We start from the raw sequence: 12,375 nt of genomic DNA, 5'->3' as shown, positions 1-12,375 counted from the left end.
CGGCAGGGCCATCAGCCCGCCGCGGCCCCCAGCGAAGATCACAGCACCTCGACGTGCGCCGGTGGGGGAGCGGGGCGTGTGCGGTGCGGTCGATGCAGACGGCGGGTAGCAACGGAGGTAACAGATGTCCGGCCACTCAAAGTGGGCGACGACCAAGCACAAGAAGGCGGTCATCGACGCCAAGCGCGGCAAGATGTTCGCCAAGCTGATCAAGAACGTCGAGGTGGCCGCCCGTACCGGCGGCGGCGACCCGGCCGGCAACCCGACTCTCTACGACGCCATCCAGAAGGCGAAGAAGAACTCGGTCCCGAACGACAACATCGACCGCGCGGTCAAGCGCGGCTCCGGCCTGGAGGCCGGCGGCGCCGACTGGCAGACGATCATGTACGAGGGTTACGGCCCGAGCGGCGTGGCGATGCTGATCGAGTGCCTCACCGACAACCGCAACCGCGCCGCCACCGAGGTGCGCACCGCGCTGACCCGCAACGGCGGCTCGCTGGCCGACGCCGGCTCGGTGTCGTACATGTTCTCCCGCAAGGGCGTGGTGATCGTCCCCAAGGGCGGCACGACCGAGGACGACGTGATGATGGCAGTCCTCGACGCGGGCGCCGAGGAGGTCAACGACCTCGGTGAGGCGTACGAGGTGGTCTCCGAGCCGGGTGACCTGATCGCGGTCCGCACCGCCCTGCAGGACGCCGGCATCGAGTACGAGTCGGCCGAGTCCTCCCTCATCCCCAGCGTGAACGTGCCGCTGGACGAGGAGGGCGCGCGCAAGATCTTCAAGCTGATCGACGTGCTGGAGGACTGCGACGACGTGCAGAACGTCTACGCCAACTTCGACGTGTCCGACGACATAGTTGCACAACTGGCCTGAGACTGTCTAGCCTGCGCAGCATGACTCCAACTGAGCTGCTGCGCGGGCAGCGTGCCAGCCTCTACGTCCGGCTGTCCAAGGCGTCCGATGATCGCAACCTGTCCAAGCAGGGCATGATTGATGATCTTCAGGCGCTTTGTGCTGCCAGGGGCTTTGCTGAGGTAGCGCTTCACGTCGATGACGGCAAGTCTGGTGGCGTCCGTGACCGGCCAGAGTTCCGGGCATGGCTCGCTGACGCCGTTGAGGGGCGCGCTGACGTTTTATTGGCGTGGCACGTAGACCGGCTGTCCCGTGAAGGCCTAAACGTCGCAGCGACGATCCTGGACGTGGTAGAGGGCAAGGATTTGGAGACAGGCAAGGTTGTCCGGCCACCTGTGCGGCTGATCGGCTATGACGACAGGCTTGACTCTGCCGATGGTGAAGGCTTCCGGCTGAACTTCCTCATCAAGGCAGAGTTCGCCAGGGCTGAACTTCAACGGATGAAGGCACGTAGTCAGGCGCGCGTTAAGCGCTTGAGGAAGCAGAAGCGTTCAACAGGAGGCCTGACGCCGTACGGCTATCAGCGTGCCCCTAGAGGACCGTTGGAGCTTGAGCATGATCCGGTCAGTGCGCCGATCCTGCGTGATGTGGTCCGTAAGGTCATCAAGGGCAGCAGCATCCTCAGCCTCGTCAAGGATCTGAACAATAAGAAAGTGCTGTCTCCTAGGGATCATGCGGCTATGCGTGACACTGGCGAGCCGCGCAAGGATCGGGACAGCGGCGAGCCGCTAGCTCCTCAGCTTTGGACTGACACGACTCTCAGGAGGATGCTGACCAATCCCGTCATGCTTGGCTACCTCACCGACGAAAACCGTAGGGTTGTTCGTGACGACGACGGCAATCCGGTTCTGCGTGGTGAGCCGCTGATCTCCAAAGAAGACTGGTCGGCTTTGCAGGACGCTATTAACGGCGTGAAGAAGCCAAAGCATCGGACAGCGCCTAATGCGCTGCTGTCCGGTGAGGTGGACTGCCCGAAGTGCGGGGAGCCGCTTCACTTTCATTGGATGGTCAAGCCTGACAGGAAGCAGGAATACCGCTACTACCGTTGCTCGGGACGTACCCGCAAAAACAACGGCTGCACTGCTGCCGCTCCCCGTGCCGAACAGGTCGAGCAGGCTGTCTCAGATGTCATCTACGGCACTGTCGGGCATCTGGACGTGATGCGGAAGGTGTACGTGCCCGGTGACGACACAGCAGCGCAGCTAGCGGACATTGAAGAGCGGATGAGTGAGCTGCGGGAGGATCGCAAAGCAGGCCTGTACCGAGGCGAGCAGGGTTCCGCTGAGTTCAGGCAGATGTATTCCAGCCTTGAGCAGCAGCGAGAAGAGCTAGCGGCTAAGCCGTCCCGTCCGGACGGATGGGAGTACGTGTCCACAGGGCAGACCTACGCTGAAGCGTGGACGGCTGCTGATGTTGAGGCACGCAGGGCGTTGCTCCGTCAGTCTGATGTAAGGATTTTCGCTGCGAAGATGACAGAATCCGAGAAGCCTGAGGCTGTTTCGCAGTGGTGGGATAGCCTGACGGCTACTGAGGGTAACCGTGTCCTGGTGCACTTTGAGCCTAAGGACACCGGAGGCTGCCATGTGTGGGTCGGCTGGCATGGTGACCTGGCGGCAAGAATTAAGGCTCAGTCGAGCGCGTAACAGTTCCCATAGAGAAAGGGACAGGTTAGATGATCGTTTCCTGATTGTCGCTGCTAAGGCATACACCAAGAAGCATGGTTCAGTTGAGGCGGCTCTTGAAGCTCTGGACGTACAGAAGCAGCGCAAGTATGAGCGTTACGAGTCCTACCTTGACGCCAGGGCTAAGTATCGGGAAGAGCGAGAAGCAGCAAAGTAACCGAACAACCTTGAGGCCCCTGCCGTTCTGGTAGGGGCCTCAGCTATTTCAGGAGAGAATGACTATGAGAGAGCTTAAGCCTCACGGCACGCGGTCTAGATATAGGAGCGGTCGGCTGACCCCGGCCCGACGCGCGAAGCGCCGGCCACCCACTCGGGTGGCCGGCGCTCGGCGTATCGCGCGGGTCAGGCGATCGGCTCGCGCTGCCGCCACGCGGCCCGCACCGAGGTCCGCCCGTTGGTGCGTAGCAGCGAGCCCTCGTAGACCCGGGCTCCGGCGAGCAGGAACCCGGCCGCCGCGAGCAGCAGCAGCGCCAGCGACACGAACGGCTCCCACGTCGCCGCGTCGCCGGTGAACAGCCGTACCGGCATCGCGGTCGGCGACGAGAACGGCAGGTACGACATGATCCGCATGGCCGTGGCGTTGTCGTGGAGGAACACCACCGCGAAGAACGGTGCCATCACCGCGAGCTGCACCGGGGTGGACGCCCCGGCGATGTCCTCCTGCCGGTTCACCAGCGCCCCGGCGGCCGCCCACATGGCCGCCAGCAGCAGGAAGCCGCACAGGAAGAACGGCACGAACCAGCCGACGGCCGGCGCGATCAGGCCCAGCAGGTCACCGCCGCCGGTCAGGCGCATCCCGATCAGCGCGGCGGCCGCGATCACTGTGATCTGCCCCAGCGCCAGCGCGCCGGCGGCGAGGATCTTGCCGGCCAGCAGCGCCCGGGCCGGCACGGCGGCCACCAGGATCTCCACGATCCGGGTCTGCTTCTCCTCGGTGACGCTCTGCGCGATCTGCAACCCGAACGTCTGGGACAGGAAGAAGAAGACGAACGCGAAGGCGAACGGCACCAGGTACGCGAGGAGCGGGTCCACCGCGTCCGGGTCCAGCAGCCGTACCTGCGGGGCCGCGCTGAGCGCGGAGACCACGTCGTCCGGGGCCCGCTCGTCGGCGACCACGACCGGACCGGTGACCACCGCGGCGTCCGCGTCGCCGTCGCGTACCGCCTGCTCGGCGGCGCCGTCGTCGGCGACCACGAGGACGTCCAGCCCGGCGGCGCGCAGCGGCTCGGCGCCGGCGGCGGTCACCGCCACGGTGGACGGACCGCTGTTCAGCATCGCCGGCACCACGGTGGCGACGACGGCGAGCAGCAGGAAGATCAGCGTGCTGTAGAGGAACGTCTTGTCGCGGATCTTGACCTTGATCTCGCGGGCCGCGATCAGCCGGGTGGCCTGGATCGTGTTCACTGGTTGACCTCTCGGAAGATCTCGGCGAGGGACGGGGTGACCGGGCCGAACGCGCGCACCGGGCCGCGGGCCAGCGCGGCGCGCAGCACCGCCTGGTCGTCGGCGGGCGGGTCCACCTCGACCACCGCGCGGGCGCCGTCGAGGTCGACCAGCCGCACACCGGGCTGGTCCCGCAGCCAGCCGGCGTCGCCGTCGACCACGAGCGAGAACCGGGGCAGGGTGTACGCGGCGCGCAACTCCTCGCGCGGGCCCGCGGCCCGGATGGTGCCGCCCGCGATGAGCACCAGGTCGTCGCAGAGCCGTTCCACCACGTCGAGCTGGTGGCTGGAGAAGAGCACCGGCGCTCCGGCGGCGGCGCGTTCCCGCAGCACCGCCACCACCATGTCGACGGCGAGGGGGTCGAGCCCGGAGAACGGCTCGTCCAGGATCAGCACCTCCGGGTCGTGCACCAGCGCGGCGGCGATCTGCGCGCGCTGCTGGTTGCCCAGCGACAGCGTCTCCAGCAGGTCGCCGGCCCGCTCACCGAGACCGACCCGCTCCAGCAGCGCGTCGGTGCGGCGGCGGGCCCCGGCGGCGTCCAGCCCGTGCAGGCGGCCGAGGTGGATGACCTGCTCGCGGGGCGTCATCTTGGGATAGAGGCCGCGTTCCTCGGGCATGTAGCCGAACCGGGCCCGGGCCTCGCGGGTGAGCGGCTGCCCCCGCCACGTCACCTGCCCGGCGTCCGGGGCGAGCACGCCGAGGACGATCCGCATGGTGGTGGTCTTGCCGGCGCCGTTGCCGCCGACGAATCCGGTCATGCGCCCGGCGGTCACGTCGAAGGAGACGTCCTTGAGCACCTGACGGCCGCCGAAGCTGCGGTCGACGCCGTCGAGGCGGAGCACGCTGGTCATGATCCCGACGCTACGGCCGGCCGTCCCTCCCGTCGTCCCACCGTAGGGCGATCACGAGGTCCGTCGCGCGGGGGACGGGGCATCATCCCCCGGGGCGCACCACGCCGTGCTCGTACGCGAACACCACCGCCTGCACCCGGTCGCGCAGCCCGAGCTTGGCCAGCACGCGGCTGACGTGCGTCTTCACCGTCGCCTCCCCGACGCGCAGGACGTCCGCGATCTCGGCGTTGCTGGCCCCGCGCGCGACCAGCTCCAGCACCTCCCGCTCGCGCGGGGTCAGGTCCGCCGTCGCCGCGTCGTGCCGGGGATCCGGCGGCGCCGCGCCGGGCCGGGCGAACGTGGAGATCACCCGCCGGGTGAGCGCCGGCGCGATGAGCCCTTCGCCGCGCGCCACCACCCGCACCGCCTCGACCAGGTCCTCCGGCGTGCCGTTCTTCAGCAGGAAGCCGCTCGCCCCGGCCCGCAACGCGGCGAACAGGTAGTCGTCCCTGTCGAACGTGGTGAGGATCAGCACCGCCGGGCCGCCCGGCGTCGCGTCGGCGGTGATCCGGCGGGTGGCCTCCAGCCCGTCGAGAACGGGCATCTCCACGTCCATCAGCACCACGTCCGGCCGCAGCGCGGACGCCATCGACACCCCGCGCTGCCCGTCGGCGGCCTCACCGACCACCTCGATGTCGTCCTCCACCTCGAGGATCACCCGGAAGCCGGTCCGGACCAGGTGCTGGTCGTCGACGAGCAGCACCCGTACCGGCGCGCTCACGCCGCCCGCCCGGCGGCCTCGACCGGCAGCGGCATGCGGGCCCGGACCCGGAACCCGCCGCCGGGGCGTGGCCCGGTCTCCACCTCACCGCCGTGGGCGGCGACCCGCTCCCGCATGCCGATCAGGCCGAGCCCGGTCCCGGCAGCCGGCGCGCCGCCGTGTCCGTCGTCGCTCACGTCGATCTCCAGTTCCCTCGCCAGATAGCGGACGCGCACGTCGAGCGTGGTCGCGTGGGCGTGCTTGACCACGTTCGTCACCGCCTCCTGCACGGTCCGGTACGCTGCCTGCGACACCGAGCGCGGCAACGGCACCGGTTCCCCGTACACCCCGAGTTCGGCCCGCAGCCCGGCCTCCCGGGCCCGGTCCACCAGCGCGCGGACCTCGTCGAGGCCGGCGGTGTCCTCCAGCGCGGTGGCCGCGCCGGCCGCGGCGTCCGGGTCGCGCAGCACGCCGAGCATCCGGCGCAGCTCGTCGACCGAGGTGCGGGCCGTCTCCTCGATGGCGGCCAGCGCGGTACGCGCCTTGTCCCGGTCGCGGTCGAACACACGCCGGCACGCGGCCGCCTGCACGCCCATCACCGACACGTGGTGGGCGACCACGTCGTGCAGCTCCCGGGCGATGCGGACCCGCTCGCCCATCACCGCGCGCTCGCGCGCCTCCGCCTGCGACCGGCGCAACTGCTCGGCCTGCTCCCGCAGTTCGTGCCGGCGGTGGGCGGCCACCCAGGCGGTCTGTCCGGAGTAGTAGGCGAACCCGAAGAACAGCAGGTTGTAGAACACCCCGTTCACCACCGCCGCGAGCACCGGCGGCACCGGGCCGGCGGCGTCGGCGAAGGAAGCCGCCGAGATCTGGTCCGCCCGCAGCGCGAGGGACAGCGCGAGCCAGCCGAACATCGCCACGATGATGGCGGCGCGCAGCCGCCCGGCCAGCCGCCGGTCGGCGCCCCACGCGCCGAGCGTGTAAAGGGCGGCGAACAACGCGCCCGACGGGAGCTGGGCGAGCGGTACCGCCCGTGCCTGCCCCGCGATGAACGCGATCGAGACGAGCACCGCGACGGTGGCGGGCCACCGCCGCCGTACGGCGAGCGGGGCGGTCACCGCCACTGTCCACCCGACCTGCTCGCCGAGGCTCGGCGGCGGCCCGAGCAGGAAGGCCCCGGTGCTGTGCGCCAGCGTCAGCTCGAACAGGGCCAGCACGGTGACCGCGAGTCCGACCCAGAGGTCGGCGCGCAGCTGCGCGGCGGTGGGAACCGGCCGGCGCCAGGCGGTGGTGGGTGCGGTGCTCACCGTACGACCATGCCACCGACACGGCCGGCGCGGTGCGCGGGGCGTAATCGGGTGGGCCGGACGACAGCCGCGACGTAGCCTGCCGGGGTGTTCGTGCCCGATCTGCCGATACGCACCGAGCGCCTGCTGCTGCGCGCCTTCACCGCCGACGACCTGGCGGTGGTCCGGGACTACCGGGGCCGCCCGGAGGTGACCCGCTACCTCTACCACCAGCCGTACGACGACGCCGCCGCCCGCGCCGCCATCGAGCGGCTGGTCCGGCGGACCGCGCTGCGCGCCCCCGGTGACGTGCTCAACCTCGCCCTGACGGTGGCGGACACCGGCGAGTTCGCCGGGGACGTGCTGCTGAGCTGGGCCAGCGGCGAGCACCGGCAGGGCGAGATCGGGTACGTGGCGCATCCCGCGCACACCGGCCGGGGGTACGTCACCGAGGCGGCGCGGGAGCTGCTGCGGATCGGCTTCGACGGGCTGGGCCTGCACCGGATCGTCGGCCGGCTGGACGCCCGCAACACCGCCTCGGCCCGGGTGCTGGAGCGGCTGGGCATGCGCCGGGAGGCGCACCTGCGGGAGAACGAGTTCGTCAAGGGGGAGTGGACCGACGAGGTGGTCTACGCGTTGCTGGCCCGGGAGTGGCGGGCGGCCTGAGCGCGGGCCCGGCGCGACGGCCGCGCCCGCGCTCAGGCGGTTCCCGGTGGCTCAGCAGCAGCAGCCCTGCCGGAACCCCCGCTCGACGTACGACGCCAGACCGGCCTCGTAGTAGCCGACCCCGGGCCGGATCGGGTGGTCGCTGAACAGTTCGACCCGCGACCCGAACCGGACCAGGTACGCCTCGGCGTCATCCGCGTCGTTGCGGATCATGCTGCCGCGCGGCCCGTAGATGCGCTCCAGTTCGGCGAAGGACATCCCGACCGAACCGCCGGCCGGGGAGCGCGGCGGCGCGGTGGCCGTACCCACCGACACGAGCCGGGCGTCCCGGAAGGTCAGCAGGATCGCCCCGGCCCAGGAGCCGGTGACACCGGCGTGCACCACTCCGGGGCAGCCGGGCGCCGTCCAGTCGATCAGCCCGGCAGCGACGAGCCGGTCCAGCCGGGCGCCGATCCGGAACGGGCCGGCGCCCCGGACGCTGAGCACCGCGTTCTCCGCGACAGCCGACCGGACGCGCACCGGCGTGCCGTCACCGCCGCCGGCGGCCGCCGTGCGCACCGGTGGGCCGGCGGCCACCGGTGCGGCGCCCGGCACGGCGCCGGCGAGCGCCAGCAGACAGGCGAGGACGGTGGACGGGATACGGTTCATGGTCGATCTCCTTCCGTCGGGTTCTCCTGTCCTGTTGGTCTCCGACCGCGGCGGTTCGGTTCGGCGGATCGTCTACCGTCGAAGTGGTGGCCCCGGTGGCGGTCCCGGAGGTGGTGCGATGATCACGCCGGCGTGGATCGGGGCGTACCGGGTGGAGCGCCTGCTCGGCACGGGCTCCTTCGCCACGGTCTGGCTCGCGTACGACCCGGCCCTCGCCGGCCGGGTCGCGGTCAAGGTGCTGGCCGAGAACTGGAGCCACGACCTGCGGGTGCGGGAACGGTTCCTCGACGAGGCCCGGCTGCTGCGGCGGCTGGACCACGACCGCCTGGTCCGGGTGCACGCCGTGGGGGAGTTGCCCGACGGCCGTCCGTACGCCGTGCTGGCCTGGGCGGACGGCGGCAGCCTACGGGACCGGCTGGCGCGCGGCCCACTGCCGGTGGCGGAGGCCCTGGCGGTGCTCGACGGGATCGCGGCCGGGGTGGCGGTGCTGCACCGGCACCGGGTGGTGCACCGGGACCTGACACCGAGCAATGTCCTGTTCCACTCCGGTCCGGACGGTGAGCGGGTGCTCATCGCCGACCTGGGGCTGGCCAAGGCGCTCGCCGTCGCCTCCGGGCTGACCGCCCGGGCCGGCACGCCCGGCTACATGGCGCCGGAGCAGGACGACCCGCTGGCGGTGGTCGACACCCGCGCCGACGTCTTCGGACTGGGCCGCCTGGGACTGCGGCTGCTCGGCCGGGCGGGCCCACCGGGCGGGCCGGCCGGTTCACGCCTGCGTCCCGGGGTGCCGGCGGCTGTGGACGGTGTGCTGCGGACCGCCACCGCCGTACGCCCGGCCGACCGCCACCCGGACGCGGACGCGTTCCGGCGGGCGTTGCGGCGCGCGGTGGCGGGCGGGCCGGCTCTGTCCCCGGCCCGGCGGGCGCCGCGCCCACTGCCGGCCGTCGCCGCGGTCGCGGTGACGATCGCCGTCGCCGCCACGAGCGCGGGGGACGCGATCCACCCCGTCCCGGCCGGTGCGGTGGGCCGCAGTGGACCGCTGACCGTGATCCTGCCGGCGGGCTGGCGGGCCGAGGGCGCCGGCTGGGCCGGACAGTACGGCGACGACGGCCGTCTCGAACCGGCGCTGGTGATCTCCCCGGATCCGGGAAACTGGGTGGCCGACCCCACGCTGCCCGGCGCGTTCGTCGGCCTCTCCACCGGTGCGGCGCGCCGGACCGGTCCGGCGGCCTTCCTCGCCGGACGGCCGCACTCCGACTGCGTCGCATCACCGCCGCGGCGTTCCCGGCAGGGCGGCGTCGAGTGGACCGTGGTCACGTACACCTGCCCCACCGCCCGCCCGGTGATCGTCGAGGCGGCCGGCCCGGCCACCGGCCGGTCCGGTCTGCTCTACGTCCAGCTCGTCCCGCCGCCGGACGCGGGCGCGGACTTCGTCGACGGGGTGCTCGCCGGGGTGCGGGCCGGGTAGGCGGCGCGGTCAGACCACCACCATGGTGATCGGGTACGCGCGCCCGTCCTGCGGGATGGTGACGACCACGGTGCCGACGCGTACGAACCGGATGTCCACCACCCCGGCCTCGTAGCTCTGCGAGACCAGGTCCTCCCGGTCCACTGTCACCTCACCCGGGCCGATGCCCTGGATCCGCAGGATTCCACCGGCGGCGAAGCAGAGTGACCTCACCAGCGCCAGTTCGGTCTCGGCAAGGATCAGGTCGTGGCGGACCGGCCCGAAGCACGCGGCCGGGGCGGTGGTGCGTACCGGTCGGGCGGGCCGGGTGCTCCGGGGCGCGGCCGGTGGTCGTGGCCGCGTACGTGGGACCGCCGGTCTGCTCGACGGGGCCGGCACCGGCGTGCTCGCCTGCGGCGCCGGGGTGGGCCGGGGTGGGATCGCGGCGGTGGGCGGCGCGGTGGCGACGGCGCTGGTCACCGCCGGCCGTGCCGGAAGTGGCGAGACCGGGCGGTCGGCGCAGGCGGGCGTCCCGGCGAGGGCGGCGAGCGCGACGAGCGCGACGCCGCCCCGGCGGCGGGCCGGCTCACGCATCGGACAGCCGCAGCCGCAGTTGCCGCCGGGCCTCGTGGATGCGGGACTTGACGGTGCCCTCCGGCACGCCGAGCAGGCCGGCGATCTCCCGGTAGCTCAGCCCGAGCACGTCGCGCAGAGTCACCGCCTCGGCGAGGTCCGGGGGGATCGCGTCGAGCGCGTCCAGCAGGTCGAGCCGGGTGCCGGCGACCACGCTGGTCCGGCGGGGGTCGGGCGGGTCCGGCAGCGGAACCCCGCCGGCCTCCCGCTGCCACCGTCGCCGCAACGTGCGGTAGGTGGAGCGGGCCCGGTTGGCGGTGATCCGGTACAGCCAGGTGTCGAACGACGACCGCCCCTCGAACCCGGCGATCCCCTGGGCGAGCGCGAGCAGGGCGTCCTGGCAGGCCTCCTCGGCGTCCTGCCGGTGGGGCAGCAGGCGAGCGCACTGGCGCAGCACGTCCGGCCGGACGGCGGCCAGCAGCGCGTCGAGTGCCTGCCGGTCGCCGCGTGCGGCCGAGCGGGCCAGCTCGTCCGTGCCGTCGGGGAGGGGCATCAGGGTGTCCAGTGCTCGCCGGTGGTGCGGGAGATCAGGCTATGCCCGGGGTGGCCGCGCCGCCGCCGCTGAGTCGGGCAGCCGACGGCCGGCCGTCCCGGCGCCGACGGTGCCGGGACGGCCGGAGGATCGGCCCGACTTCAGCGGGTGGCGCGGCCGGCCTTGACCGCGCTTTCGATCACGTCCCAGATCGCGACCAGCACGACCACCGCGCTCGCCACCCGGGCGAACTCGACGGTCCCGCCGTCCCGCAGCCAGGCGAACCGCTCGACCAGCTCCGGGTTGAGCAGCCGGTCGGTGGCGAGCAGCCAGAGCACCGGGGCGGCGAAGGCCACGTTGAGCACCGCGTTGACCGCCACCAGCGGCCAGGTCCACCGCCCGGACCGGTACTTGGCGATCTCCAGGCCGACGGTGGCCAGCAGCACCACGATCAGGACCGGCAGCCAGAAGCTCCAGAGCGCCGGGTCGAGCGCCGGCAGCCGGGTGCCGTTGTCGGTGGTCCAGCGCTGGAAGTGCTGGCCGACCAGGAGGCCGATGGTGGCGAGCAGGAACACCACGGAGGCGATGCTGTCGGAGTGGCTGATCTGCCGTTCCCGGGTCTCCTCGGGGAGCTGGTCGACGGTCCACTCGGGCAGCCCGAGCGGGGTCCGGGTGCGTTCCAGCACGGCGAACACCAGCGTGACCCAGAACGCGATCTGCACCGCGGTCTGCACCGCGGCGACGACGGCCGCCCCGATCGCCGCGCCCGGCTCGCCGTCGAGCAGCGCCTTGGCCAAGCCGGTGAGCACGCCGACGATCGCCGGGATCCAGGTGAGCAGCAGCCGCAGCAGCCGCCACCAGGCCAGGTAGTAGCGCGGGCCGATGAGTTGCAGGGTGCGGTCGCTGTAGCGGGCCGCGAGCTTCTCGGGGTGGCCCAGCTCGGTGAGCACCTCGCGCTCGGCCGAGGCGTGGTCCTGCCCGCCCGAGGTCCGGTCGTCGATCATGTCGGCGATGGAGCCGCGCAGCTCCTCGGCGATCTCCAGGCGGCGTTGCGCGGGCACGGCCCGCATGGTGGCGGCGACGTAACGGTCGGTCAGGGAACTCATCGTTCCGCTCCTTCGATCAGTACGGTGACGGACGCCCGCGTCGCGGTCATGTCGTCGAGCAGCCGGTTCAGCACGGCGTCGCCGTCGGCGCTGGTCCGGTAGAACTTGCGCGGCCGGCTCTCCTCGGTGTTCCACTCGCTGGTCAGCAGGCCCTGGTCCTCCAGCCGGCGCAGCAGCGGATAGAGCGTGTTCGCGTCGACCGCGAAGCCGTGCGTGGCCAGCCGTTGCAGCAGGGCGTAGCCGTAGTCGGGGCGGCGCAGGGCGACCAGGCTGGCCACCACGACAGTGCCGCGGCGTAGCTCCTGGAGATGGGTCCGGAGGACCTCTTCGCTGACCATGCCCAACACGATAGTGTGTGCCACACACTATTGCAATGGAGAAGAACATCGCGTGTCGCACACCGGCCGGTCGGAGAGACCCGGACCACCCTCGGCGCGGACGGTGGAGCCCGCACGATCACCTCGGTAGGGTGGGTCGGTCGACTCCGAC

At 71.9% G+C, this 12,375-nt stretch carries 13 protein-coding genes; 4 read left to right on the top strand and 9 right to left on the bottom strand.

Annotation, left to right across the window (positions count from 1 at the left end; all coding sequences use genetic code 11):
• The first annotated feature begins 124 nt into the window (after nucleotides 1–124).
• Both ACFYO8_RS07585 and ACFYO8_RS07580 read left to right on the top strand, forming a co-directional pair.
• A complete protein-coding gene (locus tag ACFYO8_RS07585; protein ID WP_355096301.1) occupies nucleotides 125–874 on the top strand; it encodes a YebC/PmpR family DNA-binding transcriptional regulator in 750 nt (249 codons plus the stop codon).
• A gap of 20 nt (nucleotides 875–894) precedes the next feature.
• On the top strand, nucleotides 895–2,556 hold the full coding sequence (locus ACFYO8_RS07580; protein ID WP_355096299.1) for a recombinase family protein: 1,662 nt from the start codon (nucleotides 895–897) through the stop codon (nucleotides 2,554–2,556).
• 381 nt (nucleotides 2,557–2,937) lie between these two features.
• Here ACFYO8_RS07580 and ACFYO8_RS07575 read toward each other — a convergent pair whose 3' ends face one another.
• The 4 genes from ACFYO8_RS07575 to ACFYO8_RS07560 all read right to left on the bottom strand — a co-directional run bounded on the left by ACFYO8_RS07575 (nucleotide 2,938) and on the right by ACFYO8_RS07560 (nucleotide 6,935).
• Complete coding sequence (locus ACFYO8_RS07575) at nucleotides 2,938–3,999, bottom strand: ABC transporter permease (protein ID WP_354867045.1); 1,062 nt, start codon at nucleotides 3,997–3,999, stop codon at nucleotides 2,938–2,940.
• Complete coding sequence (locus ACFYO8_RS07570) at nucleotides 3,996–4,889, bottom strand: ATP-binding cassette domain-containing protein (RefSeq protein WP_354867043.1); 894 nt, start codon at nucleotides 4,887–4,889, stop codon at nucleotides 3,996–3,998. Before ACFYO8_RS07570 ends, ACFYO8_RS07575 begins: the two co-directional genes overlap by 4 nt.
• A gap of 82 nt (nucleotides 4,890–4,971) precedes the next feature.
• Nucleotides 4,972–5,649 (bottom strand): response regulator transcription factor, encoded by a 678-nt coding sequence (locus tag ACFYO8_RS07565; protein ID WP_357706857.1) that lies wholly within the window; start codon nucleotides 5,647–5,649, stop codon nucleotides 4,972–4,974.
• Nucleotides 5,646–6,935 carry a sensor histidine kinase gene (locus ACFYO8_RS07560; RefSeq protein ID WP_355097309.1) on the bottom strand — a complete coding sequence of 430 codons (1,290 nt, stop codon included), beginning with the start codon at nucleotides 6,933–6,935 and terminating at the stop codon, nucleotides 5,646–5,648. The genes ACFYO8_RS07565 and ACFYO8_RS07560 overlap by 4 nt, the downstream gene beginning before the upstream one ends.
• Before the next feature lie 87 nt (nucleotides 6,936–7,022).
• Between ACFYO8_RS07560 and ACFYO8_RS07555 the strand changes: the two genes are divergently transcribed.
• On the top strand, nucleotides 7,023–7,580 hold the full coding sequence (locus ACFYO8_RS07555) for a GNAT family protein (RefSeq protein ID WP_354867037.1): 558 nt from the start codon (nucleotides 7,023–7,025) through the stop codon (nucleotides 7,578–7,580).
• A 51-nt stretch (nucleotides 7,581–7,631) separates the two neighbouring features.
• On the opposite strand, the gene ACFYO8_RS07550 is transcribed toward ACFYO8_RS07555, so the two are convergent.
• A complete protein-coding gene (locus ACFYO8_RS07550) occupies nucleotides 7,632–8,228 on the bottom strand; it encodes a hypothetical protein (protein ID WP_357706854.1) in 597 nt (198 codons plus the stop codon).
• Nucleotides 8,229–8,346: 118 nt separating this feature from the next.
• Here ACFYO8_RS07550 and ACFYO8_RS07545 point away from each other — a divergent pair, with 118 nt between their 5' ends.
• Nucleotides 8,347–9,696, top strand: coding sequence for a protein kinase (locus ACFYO8_RS07545; RefSeq protein ID WP_355097421.1), 1,350 nt, complete (start codon nucleotides 8,347–8,349; stop codon nucleotides 9,694–9,696).
• Nucleotides 9,697–9,705: 9 nt separating this feature from the next.
• On the opposite strand, the gene ACFYO8_RS07540 is transcribed toward ACFYO8_RS07545, so the two are convergent.
• From ACFYO8_RS07540 to ACFYO8_RS07525, 4 genes are all read right to left on the bottom strand, one after another.
• A complete protein-coding gene (locus tag ACFYO8_RS07540) occupies nucleotides 9,706–10,269 on the bottom strand; it encodes a hypothetical protein (RefSeq protein WP_357706852.1) in 564 nt (187 codons plus the stop codon).
• Nucleotides 10,262–10,801 (bottom strand): RNA polymerase sigma factor, encoded by a 540-nt coding sequence (locus ACFYO8_RS07535; RefSeq protein WP_357706850.1) that lies wholly within the window; start codon nucleotides 10,799–10,801, stop codon nucleotides 10,262–10,264. Before ACFYO8_RS07535 ends, ACFYO8_RS07540 begins: the two co-directional genes overlap by 8 nt.
• Before the next feature lie 140 nt (nucleotides 10,802–10,941).
• Nucleotides 10,942–11,886, bottom strand: coding sequence for a permease prefix domain 1-containing protein (locus ACFYO8_RS07530; protein WP_355095327.1), 945 nt, complete (start codon nucleotides 11,884–11,886; stop codon nucleotides 10,942–10,944).
• On the bottom strand, nucleotides 11,883–12,224 hold the full coding sequence (locus ACFYO8_RS07525) for a PadR family transcriptional regulator (protein WP_387256867.1): 342 nt from the start codon (nucleotides 12,222–12,224) through the stop codon (nucleotides 11,883–11,885). Before ACFYO8_RS07525 ends, ACFYO8_RS07530 begins: the two co-directional genes overlap by 4 nt.
• Between the last annotated feature and the right edge of the window lie 151 nt (nucleotides 12,225–12,375).

Origin of the sequence: Micromonospora sp. NPDC005257 (assembly GCF_042872445.1) — a bacterium.
Taxonomy (GTDB): Bacteria; Actinomycetota; Actinomycetes; order Mycobacteriales; family Micromonosporaceae; genus Micromonospora.
The sequence above is the reverse complement of the archived record's forward strand: the minus strand, read 5'-3'. Positions and strand labels throughout refer to the sequence as shown.